General features: G+C 58.0%; 10 protein-coding genes. 4 read left to right on the forward strand and 6 right to left on the reverse strand.

Annotated elements, in window-relative coordinates; translation table 11 throughout:
- Positions 1–53 precede the first annotated feature (53 nt).
- The 3 genes from TBK1r_RS16880 to TBK1r_RS16890 all read right to left on the reverse strand — a co-directional run bounded on the left by TBK1r_RS16880 (position 54) and on the right by TBK1r_RS16890 (position 4,537).
- Positions 54–2,003, reverse strand: a complete 1,950-nt coding sequence (locus TBK1r_RS16880; RefSeq protein ID WP_145212949.1) for a T3SS effector HopA1 family protein — start codon at positions 2,001–2,003, stop codon at positions 54–56.
- 91 nt (positions 2,004–2,094) lie between these two features.
- Entirely contained in the window at positions 2,095–2,325 is a 231-nt protein-coding gene (locus tag TBK1r_RS16885; RefSeq protein ID WP_145212952.1) for a hypothetical protein, read from the reverse strand.
- Between the two features lie 79 nt (positions 2,326–2,404).
- Complete coding sequence (locus TBK1r_RS16890; protein WP_145212955.1) at positions 2,405–4,537, reverse strand: S53 family peptidase; 2,133 nt, start codon at positions 4,535–4,537, stop codon at positions 2,405–2,407.
- 166 nt (positions 4,538–4,703) lie between these two features.
- On the opposite strand from TBK1r_RS16890, the gene TBK1r_RS16895 reads away from it, so the two are divergent.
- Positions 4,704–6,209, forward strand: a complete 1,506-nt coding sequence (locus tag TBK1r_RS16895; RefSeq protein ID WP_145212958.1) for an FAD-binding oxidoreductase — start codon at positions 4,704–4,706, stop codon at positions 6,207–6,209.
- Between the two features lies 1 nt (position 6,210).
- Here the strand turns inward: TBK1r_RS16895 and TBK1r_RS16900 are convergent, their stop codons facing one another.
- On the reverse strand, positions 6,211–7,227 hold the full coding sequence (locus tag TBK1r_RS16900; RefSeq protein ID WP_145212961.1) for a methyltransferase: 1,017 nt from the start codon (positions 7,225–7,227) through the stop codon (positions 6,211–6,213).
- 123 nt (positions 7,228–7,350) lie between these two features.
- Between TBK1r_RS16900 and TBK1r_RS16905 the strand changes: the two genes are divergently transcribed.
- Positions 7,351–9,270 carry a RiPP maturation radical SAM C-methyltransferase gene (locus TBK1r_RS16905; RefSeq protein WP_145212964.1) on the forward strand — a complete coding sequence of 640 codons (1,920 nt, stop codon included), beginning with the start codon at positions 7,351–7,353 and terminating at the stop codon, positions 9,268–9,270.
- A 354-nt stretch (positions 9,271–9,624) separates the two neighbouring features.
- Here TBK1r_RS16905 and TBK1r_RS16910 read toward each other — a convergent pair whose 3' ends face one another.
- Together TBK1r_RS16910 and TBK1r_RS16915 are read right to left on the reverse strand one after the other, a co-directional pair.
- The gene (locus TBK1r_RS16910; protein WP_419581431.1) at positions 9,625–12,228 is read right to left on the reverse strand and encodes a TonB-dependent receptor domain-containing protein; all 2,604 of its coding nucleotides are present in this window, start codon (positions 12,226–12,228) and stop codon (positions 9,625–9,627) included.
- 646 nt (positions 12,229–12,874) lie between these two features.
- Entirely contained in the window at positions 12,875–16,279 is a 3,405-nt protein-coding gene (locus TBK1r_RS16915) for a serine/threonine-protein kinase (protein ID WP_145212970.1), read from the reverse strand.
- 216 nt (positions 16,280–16,495) lie between these two features.
- On the opposite strand from TBK1r_RS16915, the gene TBK1r_RS16920 reads away from it, so the two are divergent.
- Together TBK1r_RS16920 and TBK1r_RS16925 are read left to right on the forward strand one after the other, a co-directional pair.
- The gene (locus TBK1r_RS16920) at positions 16,496–16,711 is read left to right on the forward strand and encodes a hypothetical protein (RefSeq protein WP_145212974.1); all 216 of its coding nucleotides are present in this window, start codon (positions 16,496–16,498) and stop codon (positions 16,709–16,711) included.
- A gap of 278 nt (positions 16,712–16,989) precedes the next feature.
- A complete protein-coding gene (locus tag TBK1r_RS16925; RefSeq protein ID WP_145212977.1) occupies positions 16,990–17,439 on the forward strand; it encodes a hypothetical protein in 450 nt (149 codons plus the stop codon).
- Positions 17,440–17,754 lie beyond the last annotated feature (315 nt).

The raw sequence follows: 17,754 nt of genomic DNA on the forward strand, positions 1-17,754 counted from the left end.
AGCGCCCTACCGCTACAAGTCAATCAGAAAACAAGTGGGACAGGCGCCGACGCCTATTTTCCGTTCGACCCAGGCCGTAGGTGTGCCTGTCCCAGCTCGATGCCTGCGCACCGAAACTGTTTTTCGATGTGGTCCAACACCTTGGGGTCGTGTAGATCATTCGATTCATTGGCGATGATCAACGCCTCGGCCAGCAACCGGCTGACTTTTTGGCCAAAGCTTCGGCCGTCGCCGGGGTCTTCCGCGACCCCGATTCCGGGACAGATCGCTTTGGTGAACAATGGAATTCCCGACGAAAGACGAAACGAGGATCGATCGACTAGTGCTTTGACACAGCGAATCACCCCATCAACATCGCGCTTTTCAACGTACAACACCAACGCATCGCGTCGCCCGAACAACCTGGGATGATTCAGGCATTTGATTCGGAACGGAATCAAGCTGCGATTGAGACAAAGCGTCAACGCCTGGATGACATCGAACACCGAGTGCTGATCGCAATGGAAATAAAATCGAACTTGGTTCCCCTCCTTGTATTCATTCGGCAACGTCTCACTGAATGCGAAATAATAGTACGGCAGACACGTGCGATCTTCACGCTTGAGACGCATCACATTCAACGGCTGCATCTGCCATCGGTTAAAGCCCGGACGGACAGGCAACCATCCCGGTTGCAACGTTCCGCGGGTCTGATTGGCGCTGGACAGTCGCTCGACGAACCACGGGTCAGGCACCAAGTCGACTGGGACGCGATACGGTGCTTCGTCGGGGTCGCGACAATAGGCGGCAAAGTAAATCACCAGCGTCAGGGCATCGATCAGTTTCTCGCGCGGCGTGGCCGGGGAACCCTGCAATGGCGAGACAACTGCTGGATCGACCTGATGAACTTTTCCTGAGAACGCGAAGGTGGAGTCAGAGATGATTTCGAGACGCTTCGCGATCGCAAGCAATCGATCCTGCAAACGGGGCTGGGCTACTTCGTCTTGACTGATCGAGCGGGCTGTTGACCTGTGAAGCCCAGGTCTGGCAAAGGGCTGACACAGCATCTTGCGACTCGTTTCAATCAACCGGAACGAAAAGACCCCGGGGGTTTTTAAATGGAAATCGCGTTCCATGGCGGTCTGAATCAATCGTGATGCACAAAACCGATTGACGCGTTCGGCAAAGCTTGTGTCACATGGGCCGCTGCAGTGCTGGGTATACGAGTCAAAAAACACATCGGCGGCTTCACGTAGATCGGGTGCGTGATCGGATGCCGACGTGAGTGATCGCTCGATGGAGCACGCGATGTAGGACTGCAGCATGCCGGCGACATCCCAGGCGGGGTCCCCCGATGCGGCGAGTTCCCAATCGACGAGGGTGACGCGGGAATCCGAATCGGGATCCACCATCACGTTGTCCCACTTCAGATCACCATGGATGATCGTTGCGTCGCGCCACAGCGTTTGATTGCGCTGCAACTCCTCAAACAACGGAGCGTCTTGTTGGATCGTCCGGACGATTGCAGCGTAGGCGGGGCCGGCTTGAGACGCGTAGCTCACCGGAGCCTGCAGACGAATCGCAACCGGCAACGTCGCGCGAAGGCGTCCCCGTTGGGCGTCGTTGGCCGGATCGCGTCCACCGTTGTGGAGTTGTGCCAAGGCCTCGCCCACGGTCGATGACCACGCGATCAATCGTTGAGGCCGGCTGTTGATCGGTCCAGTCGTGGACAGGTCAAACAAGTTTTTCCCGTCGACGGACTCCATGATCAGAACATGGCGTGAGCGATCGACATCGACCAACCGCGGGACGAATTCCCGTAGTGAAGACCAGCTCTGCTGGCGATGAAACAAATCCAGGATCGATGCTTCGACTTCCTGGTCGGCGATCAAGGTTGGGTCAAGCGAACGAATCTGCTTGACGAACAACCCCGATCCATTCTGGTTTCGAACGATAAAGTTGCGGTTTCGCCCAACGGTTGGTGAAATCTCGACGGTTGGTGAAATCTCGCAGGTTGGTGACATGAAGTCACTCGTTTCGAACCCATCGCAATGTTCCCGATGCCCGCGGCGACGCAGATACGCCGGCAGGGTGGAGGGCGAAAGCAACAACGGATCACCAAACGGTCATCGGGTGCGGTCCCGGTTGCTGCTGCATGTAGGGGTTTTGCCCAGGATACTGATAACCCATCGGCGGCCCCTGCATCTGACCGGGTCCGCCACCTGTTCCTTGCTGCGGTGCCCCGGCAGCAATCGCCGCGCATTGGGCAGCCATTGCAGCGTGATGAGCGGCCATCGCGGCGTGCTGTGCCGCATGTAACGCCGCTTGGGCTCGTTCGTCGCTCATAAATCACTCTCTCAATTTGGGTGGAAAGAAAATGAAACCAATCAATAACGGTTTCGATAAACCATGAGGTGGGCGCATTCTAATCCGGCCGACGCCAGTTTGGGGGGGAGAGTGAAGAAATCGCAAATTGAGCGAAGTGGGCCGCTTGCTGGGCGAGGCGGGCAGATTGTTGGGCTTGCGCGGCGATGTCCGTCGTCTCAGTAGGTGGATCCTCCGGTTTGCGTTCCGGCCGCTTGGCCAACTCTCGTTTCACTCCCTCGAACAAGGCTCGGCCGACGGGAACGCCGTGGCCGGTGCATGCGTCCCAACCGATGCCGGATTTAAAAAAGCCGTTGCTGCCTTCGGTGATATCACGGAAGGCATCGGTGCCGGCCAAGCGATACAAGATCGGATGGATGAATCCGACGCGGCGCCCGAGACCTTGATTGATCCTCGCGATCAACGCCGCCCAAAGTGGCGCCGAGGCACTCGTGCCGCCGCTGTAGTCCCACCTGCCGGCAAGCAGCGTGTGGTAGCCGCTGGCCAGTGACGCGTTGGCCGCAACATCCGGCAAGCCCCGCCCATCGAAGTCGTCTTGCTGACTGGGCATTGAGGGAAGCTTGATTTGACATTGATAGTCGGGACATTTGAACTCTCGACTGCGGCCGCCGGCAGTGGCAAGACGGCATTGATCGAGATCATTCCAGGCGTATTCTCTGACAATATTGCCGTCGGTCGTTTCAATTTCGGTCCCACCACAGGCCAAAACATAAGGCGAACTGGCGGGGAAGTTGACGTGCGGGCTGGTCGGCCGTGTTCGGATCACGTCGAAGTCTCGCGATGCAGAACCGGCATCACCGGATGCCGCACAGATCGTGATCCCCATCAACGAAGCCCGTGCAAACAGTGAGTTGGCCAACTGCATTGGGCGAGACGCCAAGGTGGCTTCTGCAGAACCATAGCTGATCGAAACCACCGACGGACGGTTCTGCGAATGCAACGCGTGGGTCAACGCCGTCAGGTAGGGTTGCCGGGCGTTGGGGTGCAATCGAAAAACGACCAGCTTCGCACCCGGTGCGATACTACCGGCGACCTGCAGATCAAGCGTTAATTCGAGATCATTTGCGTACTCGGCGATTTGCTGAGCGTTCCAAGTCTTGTCCGGCGGGCCAGGCGGAGAAGCGGCACGCGGGTACTGTTGCCCGATCGGCTCCACGATGATCTCTGGAGGCGTGATGCCCTGCACGCGGAAGTACGTCTCCATGTCGGACCGATGAAATTGCCCGCCCAGCGAGATGATGCCGATCGTTTCGCCGGATCCATCAAACTGTTCAGGAAAGTCATACAGCCGCGCGATCTTTGACGGAAAGTGGATGCGATAGCCGGGTGGAATCGGTTCGTCGTTGGAGCTGCGTGGCGGGGCATAGTCGGGTCCGAATGGGTCGGCCCCCATCCTCTCTTCCGATCGGTATTCCGCACGCGCTTCGGCGCAGACCACCGGGGCATCACCGCCTTCCTCAGGGCCCGTCCACGTCGCGTCGGAATCCACGCTCACACTTTGGCTCGCGACCGGTGAAATGCCGGACGGATCCACCCAGGCCAACGCCTCGGACCGAACGATGTCCGGCGGCGCGTCTTCGGGTTCGGGCCACGCCGCCGGCAGTGCGTCCGGCGGCAGGTCTGGCTCATCGAGTTCGACCTCCTTGATGTTCTCTTCGATGCGAATTCGCCCGAGGGTTCCAATGCTGTCCAGCCCACCGACGGCCTCGATGATTCCGTCCAGCGCTCGTGGGACGAACACATCGCCGTGGTGCCCAAAGAATTTTCCGCGGCGACAATCAAACCGCTTCAACGCAACCTGAAAGGCTTCGCTACACTGCGCGACCGTGCCCTGGGCATGAACCACGCAGCGTCCGGCAAAGGGTTCGATCAAATCAAAGCCGACGCCTTGGCAGAAGTCCACGACGGCATCGATGTCCTCGTCGCTGGAACCAAATTGTTCTTCGAACTGCTCCAGTGAAAGCACTTCGTCCGCGAGCGTCTCGGCCCGGTCCTCGCTCAGCGCGGGTGCATCGGTTCGAGGACGAACATAAATGGTGATCACCAGGGAGCGATTCGGATCGGCGTCACCCAATTCGCGGACGTCCTGTGGCATCGGAACGGCACTGCCTTCCAGCGGCACCCAATCCGATTCGGCGTCAGTTGAATTCGGGGACTCGTCGGAGCTGGTCACAATGGGGTTCCTCGTCCTGGAGGTGAGACGCTGATCAAGGCTGCGTGAAAACCAATTCCGGAGAACCGCTCGCCGTGCTGAACGATTTGATGCACTATAGTAGAGCAAGACTCTGAATTCCAACGTTTAACAGAGCACGCCAACGCTTCCAGAAAGGTTTTCCAGAGTGAACGAATCGATCGATGCTGCTGTCGCTGCTTGGCGTGAGGCACTGGGACAGGCGAACGTCGTGACGTCGGCCGAATCGCTGGACCGGGCATCGACCGCGACGTTTCCGACCAATGCATCGGTTGTTGCGATTCTGCGCCCCGGCACTCATGACGAGGTGCGAGAATCGTTGCGGATCGCAAACCGATTTGAGCTGCCGGTCTACCCGACCAGTCGCGGTTGCAATTGGGGGCTCGGTTCCTCCGTCCCCACACGCGACGCCGTGCTGTTGGACCTGTCTCGGATGAACCGAATCGTGGACTTCGACCCGCGGTTGGGTTTCTTGGTAGTAGAACCCGGCGTGACGTTCCAACAGGCGAGTGAATTTCTGCGTGATCAGCAATCGACGTTCTTCCTGCCGGTCCCCGGAGGCCCGCCCCAGGGAAGTCTGATCGGAAACGTCGCCGAGCGGGGTGAAGCCGCCGGGCCCTACGGCCAGCGAGCCGACTTCGTTGCCAACATGCAGGCGGTGCTTGCCAACGGGGACTGCGTTCACACCGGTTTTGGACGCTTCTCCAACGCGAGTGCAAAGCAGCTTCATCGCGACGGTGTCGGCCCAAACCTGGAAGGGTTGTTCACGCAGTCCAACCTGGCCGTGATCACTCAACTGACGGTTTGGTTGACGCCCTCTCCCCAAGTTCTCAAACCGTTCATGGCACGCATCGGTCGACGGGATGAACTGAACCAAGCCATCGACACGTCTCGTGAATTGTTACTCCATCGTGTCGTCGAGACCAACGGAATCGGTTTGTGGAACAGCCATAAGATGGCGTCGACGATGGGCGGTTACCCGTGGCAGGCCATGGACGGAAAAACCCCCGTGGACATCGAAAGGTTCCCGAGCGAACCGTGGCTGATCGGCGGGGCGATTTATGCTGCCAGCCCCGAAATCGCCGATGCGACCGCCAAGCTTGTGCAGCAGAGGCTCAATGCGGTGACAAGCGATTGGCAATGGGGCGATTCGAATGATTCGCAGAACGTCTATTTGGGTGTGCCCACCGAACACAACATTCGCTCGGCGTACTGGCGAAAGAAAGGCGGATTGCCGACGCACATCAACCCGGATCGCGACCGATGCGGTTTGATTTGGATGTGCTTTGCCGTCCCACTGGTGGGCCAAGAACTGGTCGACGTCATCAACGCCGTGGAGCCCGTCGCCTTGCAACATGGCTTTGAACCCAATCTGGGAATGAACTGCGTCAACGGACGTTGCGCCCATTTGTACCTTTCGATCATCTACGATCGCGAGATTGCCGGCGAAGATAAACGTGCGGTCGCGTGCCATGACCAGGTCATGACGCTGCTACGTGACCTCGGGCATCTGCCGTATCGCTTGACGCTGTTGTCCATGGATTCCCTGCCAAAATCTCAGGATGATCATGATCGCTGCGTGCAGTCGATCAAGCGGGCGTTGGATCCCAAATCGATCCTCGCCCCGGGACGCTACGACGTTGTCCCAGACTGAATCAGGTCGACGTCGGTTCGGCTTTGGCGGAAATCAGTAACGAACCCAAAATCTCGGGATCTTCGCCGTCGCAAAATGGCACGTGACGAGGCGGTTGGAACCCGGCTTGCACCAACAGTCGAGTCGTTTGAGGCACCGAGTAGGCATCGCCTTCGTTCCACATGTGGAATGCCACCAGCGCGCCCAACGCCGGTTGCGTGCGGCCACCGTCGGTGAACAGGTCACGCACCACCAAACGTCCGCTCGCACCCAGCGCGGCGTGACAGGCGGAGAAGATTGACTGGACGGACGATTCGTCGAACAGATGGATCGTGTGGGAGAGCAAGATCACGTCATACGGTCCGCCATAGCATCCATCGGTGACCGAACCCGGACGCAACTTGATTCGATCGGCCAGTTGAGCATCGCTGACGTTCTGATGGGCGAAACGCAACGCATCATCCAGATCCAAAATCGTCGCGTTCAAGTGCGGGTATCGTTTGCACGCCGCGATCGCATAGCAGCCCGGGCCGCCGCCCAAATCGAGCAGCGTCTGATCTCGATCAAGCTGCATGGTTTCGGCGATCCGGTCGGCCGACAGATGTGCCATCCGATCCATGGCCGCCATGTAGTGTCGCCATTGGTCCGCGGTGGTCGCCGGTCGCACAGGCCCACCAAACCGCAAATGATTCATTAACAACGAAATCGGTTTGCTTTCGAATTGGTCGGTGAAAAAATCGACGAATTCTCCGAAGGACTGGGCATTTCTTCCGAGTAGGCTTTGCCGTGCGAGCTCGGTCAATTCGTAATCGTCGCCCAGACGCCGGACCAAATCCATCGTTTCCAACGTGACGAGCAGCTTGCGCAGTCCGGTTGCCTGGACGCCGAGCGTGTTCGACAAGCCCGTCACATCACAGGTTCTGTCAGCCAAGGCGGCAAACAATCCCAATCGGTGAGCGATCGCCAGACTGCGTGCACGCATTTGACCGGCAAGCAGGTCTTCGATGTAGCGACTCGGCGAAAGGGACTCGTCAGACATAATCCATTCTGGGCACGAAAAGCGATCGGATGTTTGGCGAACGGTAAAGTAGAATCATAGGTCGCCGATCGACGTTTCCGTGACCATTTACAAAACTTCCGTCCTGCTTTCGAGATTCGGAGCATGTTGAATCCTCGCGTCGCTCTGGTATCGATGCCGTGGCACAGCACCAACATGCCGTCGATTCAATTGGGAATCAACCAGGCGTTGTTATCGGAACACGACATCGAGACGACGAGTCACTCGTTCTACCTGGAATGGTCCCGGTTCCTCGCCCAACGCGTCTATCATCGCGAAGAAATGCTGGCCGGAATCGAGTCGGTCAGCGACACGTTTCACGGTGTCGGCTTGGGAGAGTGGATCTTCGGCGTGCCGCCACTGTTTCCCAGCGACCCAAAGTTCGACGCGGAGTATTACCGTTTTCTTGTCCAGAAACGCATCCCGGCGAGAGTCATCGACAGCGCCTTTGCGGTGCGGAATTGGGTGCCGGAGTTCCTCAATCAATGCGTCTCAGAGATCCTGGCCCAGTCGCCGGGCGTGGTAGGCTTCACCACGATGTTCAGCCAAAACATCGCCTCGCTCGTTTTGGCGAAACAACTCAAGATGCACGACAACGATTTGAAAGTTGTCTTCGGTGGGGCCAATTGCCAGGGCGAGATGGGAGCGGCACTGTTTCGACGCTTTCCGTTCATCGATGCCGTCGTCCGGGGCGAATCGGAAGGGGTTTTTCCCGAACTGATCCAAAACTGGCAATCCGGCAACAGCCCGTCGGAATTGCCGGGAATCTGTCTGCGGGATTCGGATGTCCAGCGAATCAACCCGGCCGCTTCGAACGCGTCCTTCACCATGGCCGACGTGCCTGGGCCGGACTATGACGAGTATTTTCAGCGACTGGTCCGACACCCGCTTCAACCGATCATCGACCCGCAGATTCAACTACCGGTTGAATCGTCACGAGGATGTTGGTGGGGCGAAAAATCTCACTGCACGTTTTGTGGGCTCAACGGCGCCACGATGTCCTTTCGGTCCAAGCCGGCGGAACAATTCCATGACCAACTGATGGATCTTTCGCAGCGTTATCGTCGACTCAAATTCTTCTCCGTCGACAATATTTTGGACATGAACTACCACCGTGAACTGCTGCCACGGTTGGCGGAGTCACCGATCGACTTTCAATTGTTCTTCGAAGTCAAAGCGAACCTGCGCAAGTCACAACTGCGGTTGATGCGTGACGCTGGCATTCGAACCATTCAGCCGGGGATCGAAAGTTTCAGCACACCCATTTTAAAACTGATCCGCAAGGGAACGACGGCCCTGCAAAACATCCGGCTGCTGAAGTACTGTGCCGAGTTGGGTGTCGATGTGGTTTGGAATGTGATTTACGGATTCCCCAACGAACCGATCGCGGAATACGAATCGATGGCGGCCGCCGCACCCTCGCTTGTGCATCTACAGCCACCGCGAATGGTGCGGTTGGTGATCGACCGCTACAGCCCTTACCATGCGGATCCGAGTTCACACGGTTTACAAATCACCGGGCCGGCGGAATTCTATGCGTACATCTATCGGGAAAAGGCATCCGATCTGGCCGATCTGGCGTACCATTTTGAAGCGGTGCATGCCGATGGTCGCGATCCGGAACACTACACGCAATCGTTAAAAGCGGCGATCGAAAACTGGGGCAACCGATACACGACGCATCCCAGTCGATTAACCCTGCGACTCGGCCCCGGATTCGTTCGAATCAACGATCACCGATTCGAACGACCCTCGGAAGTCATCTTGGAGGGAATCGAGGCGGCGGTGTATCAGGCCATCCAGCACGGGGGCAATGCCGAGTCCGTGAGTCGACAGCTTGTCGAATCCCAAGAGTTACACGTTTCCGCAACGCAGGTGCGCGACGTGCTGGAAGGATTCAAGGCCCAGTCACTCGTCTTTGCGGACGACGATCGATTCCTCGCCTTGGCCGTCAACGTTCATGACAAGGGCGCCGACGAATCCGATGCCGGTTTGGGCCAGCAACCGCTGGTGTTTAGCCTTTAGGCGATTCTCGGGTCGCTGCGACGCAGCGACAGCGGCGGCTAAAGCCTGCACGCCAGCGCACGTTGGTGTCTAGCCTTTAGGCGATTCTCGGTCGCTGCTACGCAGAGACAGTGAGCGGCTAAAGCCTGCACACCAGCGCACGTTGGTGTCTAGCCTTTAGGCGATTCTCGGGTCGCTGCTACGCAGCGACAGTGAGCGGCTAAAGCCTGCACACCAGCGCACGTTGGTGTTTAGCCTTTAGGCGATTCCCGGGTCGCTGCTACGCAGCGACAGTAAGCGGCTAAAGCCTGCACACCAACACTCATGCCGGTGTCATTCGGGGCAGACATCCAACGTTTAAACGTTGACAGAGCACTAATACGTGAACTCGGTTGCGAGATAGAAGTTCGCACCGGGTTGCGACACACTGCCAATCGAGGTTGCAGTGTTCGCTGGCAATCCTGGCAGGAACGTCAGCTCTCGACCGGCGGGATCGAGGTGGGTCCGGTACTGATTGTCTCCAAAATTCTCCACGCCCGCGTGCAGCGTGACCGAGCTCGTCGGACGCCAGTAGCCACGCAGGTCAAAGATGCTGTATCCAGGCGTGCGAACCTCGCCGAGCGAGTGGGCGACGAGACTTTGACCGGCGACAAACAAGGCGGAGATTTCCAGGCCCCATGGAGAATGCTGGTCGCAACCGTTGTTCAAGCGGATTCCGACGCGAGATTGCAGGGGCAACATGTTCGGCAGCGCTTCACTTTCCGTGCCGGCCAACAAACTGCGCAATTCTGATCCCGGAGGATCAAAGGCACTGGCGGCCGCATTCGACGTCCGTGTCCGATCCCGCCCCTGGGTGTAAGACGCCGTCACAAACCCGTTCGTTCGCTTGGTCAAATCCATTTCGCCGTCGAAGTCAAAGCCGACCAGCGTTGCCAGATCCGTGTTGACGGTTTGAAAGGCATAGAAATCGGGAGACAATGCATCGAAGGTGATGTAGTTTTCAATCCAAGCGGCGAAACCATTGACCCGAGCGCGATACCAGCCCTTGTCGGTCGCCAACGACGCGTTGAGCTGATAGCGGCGTTCCGGCTCGAGATTCGGATTGCCGAACAAGATAGAGAACGTTTGCTGGGGAAAGATCGTCGAGATGTGTTGGAACGAATACAGTTCCGTCATCGTCGGTGCACGCATGCCATAACCGAACCCGATGCCGGTGGTCCAATCCGAATTGAGCTGGTAATCGGCGTCGACGTAAACGGATCCCAGCCCGAACGAACGGTCAAAGTCGCCCAATAACAAGTCGTCCAATTCCGCCTGCACGCCCGGAAACGTCAGGACATTGCCGGTGCCTGGGTCAATCACGTTGACGGGGTCACCGTTGGGGTTGTAAACGAACGGAAATTCTCCGTTGGGCCCATTCAGAACCAATGGACCAGACAATCCACCCACTTGGTCGACGACGGTTTTCGCATTCGTCTCGACAACGTCAACACGGCCGCCGACACTGACGGTCAATCGATCCGTCACGCGGCGAATACGTTCCATGAACACCCCCGGGTTGGCCCAATACGCTTCGGGCACAGGACCATTCACCTCCGCCGATGCGTCGTTGCCGTTGATAAACGGCGGAGATAGAAGCGGCAGTTCCGAGAACTGATTCACTTCCTGAGTCAAATAGCGCAGGTCGCTTCCCACGGTCGTCACGCTGTCCTCGGAAATCCAATCGCCCGAGAGCGAGTAGCCGGTGGACATGTTGCGGGCGTTGGATCGGATTGGACCGATGTTCGTCCCCAAGAACGGGATCGCCTCACGCTTGGCCTCCGAGTTGGCGTTCCCGTTCAAGCTGGTTTCGTTGTACCAGGTATTGAATGTCAGAACGTCGAAGATTCCGGAATCCTCCACCACGTAATTGGCGTCGATCCCGTGAGTCCGCAGGTGGCCGATATCCAACAGTTGCGTCGGCACCTCGACGTCGTTGAGTTCCAACCAGATGTAGCTGACTTCCAGGTGCCGATACGGTGTCAGGTCGCATCCGAACGCGATGTCGACGTCTTGTGATTGATAACTGGATAGATATTCATCGCCGTTTCCGTCGTGGTAATCGCTTCCCGAACGTTTGCCGTAGCCGATGCGGAATCCGTAATCTTGGTTGCCTCCCCAAACGGACTGACGGCCGTACCATTGTTCGCCATTACTTTTGTATTCGGCCGTCGAACTGCCGTGAGACTCGAATCCGTTTTCATAGCGCGGTGACTGCATCACTTGAAAGTCGATGAAATCAAATCCGGGACCGTAGCGAGCCGCGAACGGACCCTTGATGATGATCACGTCCTCCAGAATGCGTGAATCAATTTTGTTCAAGACGGTGTCCAAATCCTGTCGGGCGGGAAACCAATAGGATCCCGAGGCAATCAGCTGACCGACCGTGCTGCCGTGCACCTTGGTGTCGGTGATGATTGGAGACCGACTCTTGGCCTGGACGCCCGGTGCCGTGATCGACTTTCCAAGCAGGTTGCCCGCGTCCGTGGAGACTCGGAACTTGGCTTCGGATCCGAACACGACATCCGACCGCGAACGCGAGTAGCGACGTCTGCGTGAGGAAAGCAAACTGGTGTCGCGCGAGGCAAGAATCGTGTCGGCGAATTCCCTCGCCTGGGGCGTCAACCCGATCGGACTTTCAAAGGTCTGGGGCGCGGGGACCAACGGAGTCGTCTGGTCGACTTGAAACAGAACCTGGTCAACCAGAGCGTCCGCCGCGTCGGCTGGTTCGATCGTGTGGTCGGAGAAAGCGGGGGTCGCCCCAGACGCATTCGTATCTGCGTCACCGATCTCACCCACGATCACGTCGACAAGCTCCCCTCGTTGCTCTTGAGGCGCAGTCGCCGAACGCGGCGGTCCTGCCACCGCGGCGTTGCCTGCAATCACCGTGGCAACGGCAAGGACGATCGCCCCGACATCGGTAAAAGGCAGTTGGAACAAACCTGAGGCAATCCAATTGCGGCAGAAAATACGTTGTCTCGGCATCAGGTTTCTTCGAGATGAGTCGGCAAGTCACGCACGGTGTTCGCTGTCAAACCGCTGCCCGCCGCGTACGGTGGTAACGGTTAGGACGCTTATCCCTCATCTTCGGCCTGGGGAACACCAAATGCGACTCTTTCCCGTGCAATCGATTTTAACGTGCTAGCTTGCCTGGATTCGCAGTTGCTAGCACTCCGGTCCGGCGAGACGTTGCAAGACGCTGGCGGGGCGACCTATTGACGTCACCGTCCTGGCAGGAGGGTCGAGCGGAGCGAGGAGAGGTCGAACGGTTAATCGCGGTGTTCATTTCGCCGGCCAGGGTCGCCTCTCGAGTACTCCGTGTCACCTTGCGTTTCGGGTAGACGGTAGTGGACGAGGCGACGAGGCCTCTGCCAATACGCCCACTGCGGAGGACTCGTCGCCTCGTCCACTGCGGAGGACTCGTCGCCTCGTCCACTACCCGATAATTGAGCTGACATCTAATACTTGTGTTCCGTCAACTCTTTGGTTAAGTGTGCCGCGAAAAAAAGGGGCACCCATGTACTTTCCGCACCACGTTTTGCCGCGCCTTCATCTGAACGACGCTGACCTCAGCGCACCGATTACCTCAGCGCGGCGGCGCGGCTTGGTCGTCGGGACCGGTGATCGCTTGTTCGGCGCGTCGACGCAGCGTCAACAACTCGATGCGCCCCGGGCACTGTGACTCCATCAATTCGATGGCTTTGCCAAGCGTTACCGATGCCCTTTCCGAGTTGGCGGTCTGTTGCAGCGCGATGGCGAGCACAAACAAGTCGAAGGGAGACGGCTGGATTCGCAACTGCACCGCCGCTTCGGCCTCGTCCAACGCCTGGTTGCCGTCGCCATCGGCCAGATACGCGACGGCCAATGAATAACGGAAATCGGGATTCAGTTCGTCTTGATCACGAAGCTCACGGGCCAATTGGATGGCACGTTGGGGGTCGCGAATCTGCTCGGCCGAGCACTCCGTCAGCACGCGGATCAACGCCCGTCGGTACTTGGGCGAATCGGGCAACTGCTCACGGAGACGAAGCGATTGTCGATAATGAGGCAACGCCGCGATCAGTTTGTCTTCGCTGGCAAGCAGTTCGGCAAGATAAAAATGACACCACGCGAGGGCGTCGCGGTAACGCACCTGGGTTGTGCCGGCGTCGACGACAGCCGTCAACTCGTCGATGACCTCACTCAGTAGCGCGTGTGCTTCTGCCGTTTTGCCTTGCAAGCTCTTCGTCTTGGCCAGTCCCATGCGACTGATCGCAACGTCACCCCGATATCGAATCAGATCGGGGAAGTCTTCGCTCAGCCAGGTGAATTCTTCGATCCCGCCGTTGAACGCCGTTTCCGCCATGCCGTGCTCATTGAGATCTCTCAAAACCATCGCCAACATCACCAAACACTGCGCTTTGGCTTCGCGATAGACCGCGACTTGGGGATAGGTCTGCGACAGCGAGATGAGTTCTGACACCGCTTGGTCCAAATGAACTTTCGCATCGCGACTGCGAGAGGAAAGGTGAAGCATCTGGGCGATGTTCACCCGCCCTGTGGCCACACTTTGCCGATACTTGGGCATCCCCGGACGCTGATTGAGCAGGACAAGGTAATCCTCCACCGACGACTGATAGGCGTCGAGCGGCCCGTCATCGTCGCCCGACAACCGCAATGAATTCCCCAGCAGCACGCGGGTGAGCGCCAAGCCTTCTCGATAGGAGATTTGCTCGGGGGCTTGGGCGATCAGACGCTTGAACTCGGATTCCGCGTGGCGTAGTCGCTCGGCGGCTTGTTGATCGTCACCGGTGACTTGCAAGAGTTGTGCGACTTCGCGGCCGCACATCGCCAGCCCTTCGCGAGCACGAAGGTCGTCCGGTGCTTCGTCACGGATCCGAGCAAAGCCTGCTTCCGCGGCGGCGAACATCTCCGCCGCTTCACCGATTCGATCGACCTGCACCAACAGTTCGGCGTAATTGTACCGGGCACCGGCAAGATCGATCTGGGCGTTGCGTTGCAAATCCGGATCGGAATGCGGTTGATCGAAGGCGCTGACGGCTTGCTGGAAGTACTGTTCGGCTTTCTCGGCGTCGCCGATCGACATGGAGAGGAGCGCTCGACGAACCCAAACATTTGCCAGGTCGATGTTCCAGCTCGTGTCCTCGGGATGTTGTTGTTTCAGCAGCTCCAGGTTTTGCTCGGCAATCTGATAATGCCCGTCGGCTGCATCATGTTCGTGCATCGTCCGGCGCAGGTCAGCCAATCGGATCCGCGTGCGTGCCGCTTCGCGACGCAGTTGCGGATCGTCTCCATCGATTTTTAGTAGCTCTTCGTAATCCTCTGCCGCGGACTGCAATAGGCCAGCCCGCACCGCGCTGGTGGCCGGAAAGACAGCCAGCACCTCGCTCACGCCTGACAACGAGCGGTCGATCGCATCTTGGGCACGGCGAAATTGTTGCAGCGCGAGTCTTTTTGCGGCTTGCTCTGCGTTCAAGGACTCGGTCGCCAGCACAAGTGCTTGTTGTTCTTTTCGCAACGACTCGGCGACATGATTTTTGGCGTTCGTTGTGACCGCAGCGATCGCGAAACCGGCCACGGACGCGACCAGCAAGACGCCTGCCATCGCAAGGCTCAAGGTTCGATGATGGCGAAACCACCGCGACGCTTTCTCGAGTGCCGTGTCTTGATAAGCCGAAACCGGTTCATCGGCCAGCCAACGTTGGATGTCGCCGGCAAGTGCTTCGGCTGACTGGTAGCGTTCATTTCGCGATCGAGCCATCGCTTTGGCGCAGATCGCATCGAGAGCCCGGGGCGCCGTCGGAACGACCGAACGGACCGTCGGCGTGGGGAACACACGAATGCGACGCAACAAGTCGTGGGCGGTGTCTTTGGTGTCGGCTGGGCGAGTCGTTTCGTGCGGCGATTTTCCGGTCAGCATCGCGAACAGGATCGCCCCTAACCCATAAATGTCCGTCAACTCGTCGTTCAAACTCACCCGACCGGAAGCTTGCTCGGGCGACATGTAGGCGGGTGTTCCCAACGCTTGTCCTTCTCGCGTGAAGCTAACGGAGTGTTCGTCGTCAAACACAACCGCGTCCATGTCCACGTCTTCTCGGGGTGCTTCATCAAGCTTCTTGGCCAATCCCCAATCGACCACAATCACTTCACCGAAGTCGCCCAACATGATGTTGCTGGGTTTGAGGTCGCGGTGAATGATGCGGCGGGAGTGCGCGTAGCCGATCCCATGGCAAATCGACACAAAGATGCCCAGCAAAGTCCGCAACTCCATCGCATCGATTTCCGCGGGCGGCCGACGACGGTTGGCGCTCCGCAGGTGGTCGCCGAGTGTTTTGCCACGCAAGAAACGCATGGTGTAAAACGGCTGGTCTTCCTGATTGGGCGAAAGTTCGTAGACCGGAACAATGTTCGGATGCTCGAGCTGGCCGGTGATCTGAGCTTCGCGAATCAGCTTCTTGTATCGATTCTTTGTCTGACGCTTGCCGGGCAAGACCTCTTTGAGTGCGACTTCCCGGTTAAGGATCGAATCGCGTGCCAGCCAGACACATCCCAGGCCACCGCGCCCATGTTCTCGCGTCAACCGGTAACGGTTGCGGGTGCGGGGCCGCGATTCGAGCGTTTCGAACAAATCCGACTCGTCGCCTCCCTCGCCGATGGCTCCCTCGGAGGACCGAGTCGCATCGTCAGATTCCCCCATCGTGCCCGGCGAAGGAGTATCGATCGTTTCCTCGTGACTTCCCCGTTGCGTCTTGGAAGGGACCGCCGTGTCTTTGCCAACCGAAGTGGAATCGGCGAGCAGGAGTCGATCGATTTCACGCTCGATGTCTGCTTGCTGCTCTGCCGTCAGAATCGACTGTTCACGCAACATCTCAATCAACCGCTGGCCGGAACTCTCCTCCAGTTGTCGGGCCAATTCCTCGAGACGCTCGGTGTCGATTACCCCCATTCGCACGGCGAGGACAACGAACAAAAACTCACGTTTCACGTTCACGGGAGGCACCAAACCGTACGAAAATCTCGACGAAACCGGGGCTGCGAGTATAACGGCCGTTCCCCCCCGCGGATATCCGCCGCCCGACGGCGTCCAATGGCACGTCCTGTGGTCCTGGACGTTAGGAAAACGGAGATCAATGGACCGCGTTTCGTCTGGGGTTACAACTGGATTAAGCAAATGAGAGATCGCCGTCCCCTAGCATCTTAGTGATGCATGGACCGAGAAGAACGAAACGACCGGATGAGGCAGGGGCCGATTCGCATTACCCTGAACAGCGGTGACACCGCCGATATTCTGAGTCGAGAAATGGTCACCGTCGGCTCCATGACGGCAGTCGTACTGGTGCGAGGCGAGGATGGCCAATACCGACACCATGTCTATCCCCTGGTCACCATGAGCAAGATTGAGCAATTGGAGGCGGCGCAGTAGCCACAGCGACAACGGCAGGGTTGAGGGAAAGCAGCTGCCCAGGTTTGCTCCATTTTCCTGTCAACTATTTTCCTGTCTCCCCTCTCCGAGCCCCAATTTTCTGCCCGCTATTTCTCTGCCAATCGTTTAGCAGCTTCCGTTGGGCATCGGCCAGCACCAATCGAATGCCCCCCAAACATTTCTTGCATCTTCCGTACCCGCGCGGCGCTGCGATGGCAATGCGCCGCGGTTATCCTTCACTCATCTAAGTCCAGCCGAAGAGAAGAGGAGCCCTCCCGTTGAAATTCTTAAAACGTCTCGTGGCCAAGCAAGAACTGCCCTCCACCTTGACTGACCGACTGTGGGGGCAGGAAGTGTTCGACGTCAACGTGACAGCGTTATCGACCAAGAGTTTGGACGTGTATTGGAAGGCGACGTCGAACGAATGGCGTCGCAAGGAGGGCGAACGTCATCTCTACGAATATCGGACCGATGTGACGCTTGTGTCGGACACTGAGAATCGTGCTCCGCATGCGATGCGCGTCGAAATCGCCGGAAAGGTGATTGGGCATTTGGGGCATTCCGACGCCCTTCAAATCTACCGTCGGTTGAACGATTTGGGATACAGCCAAATCCACTCCATCTGCCAGGCCAAGTTGGTCGGACGCACCGGCCACTGGGACGTAAAACTTGATTTGGATCTTCAGTTGTCCGATATCAGGTCCGCACGGCCAAAGCCCAACAACTAGCTGATGAGCGACAGAGCGGCACGGCGACAAGTGGTCATTTCCGTGTCCCTGGTTGGCTCCATTTTCTTGTCAACCAGTTTCCTGTCTCCCATCTCCGAGCGTCTTTTTCCTGCCCTCCATTTTTCTGACACTCCTTCCGCAACCCCCGCTGAGAATCGGCCAGAACCCATCGCCCGTCTCCATCATTTTGCCCCGCATCATTCTGCCCTCCTTCCGGCGACATCCATGGATGAGCCGCTGGATTCCACGGGATCCGAGGGGCATTGCATCACCACCCGTTGCATGAACCCCTGTCAATCGTCGATACTTCCGCGA

It is taken from the genome of Stieleria magnilauensis (assembly GCA_007753675.1).
Classification (GTDB): domain Bacteria; phylum Planctomycetota; class Planctomycetia; order Pirellulales; family Pirellulaceae; genus Stieleria; species Stieleria magnilauensis.